Here is a 329-nt window from a genome sequence, read left to right on the forward strand (position 1 = left end):
TGTATTAGTAAATATTTTATTTTTTCTTTTTCCAGTCAAACCTTGAGGGAAAATGCAACAATCTATTTTGGTTTTACTGACATCAATACCTAGCATAATCATGGTGATATTCCTTGAGTTTAAGCTATGATTTTTATCCCATTAACCATCATCTTACCTTGTGAATACAGCATCAAAGTGCTTAGTTACCGTTCAGAGTTGTATGAGGGATAAGGGCAAATTGTAGGTTTTATCTCAGGTTCAAATTTAAGATTTTAGCAGCACTCCAAACTCTACAATTTGCGTATAGTGGTAGCTAATCACTATATCAATCAAGATACAAGAAGCAC

The 329-nt window shown here is 33.1% G+C and carries 1 pseudogene; it reads right to left on the reverse strand.

The window, feature by feature from the left end:
• Positions 1 to 102: pseudogene (locus tag VF675_RS13855) on the reverse strand (IS110 family transposase); the annotation flags it as partial.
• Between the last annotated feature and the right edge of the window lie 227 nt (positions 103 to 329).

Source organism: Acinetobacter sp. Lyrl_1 (assembly GCF_051948795.1).
GTDB classification, from domain to species: domain Bacteria; phylum Pseudomonadota; class Gammaproteobacteria; order Pseudomonadales; family Moraxellaceae; genus Acinetobacter; species Acinetobacter towneri.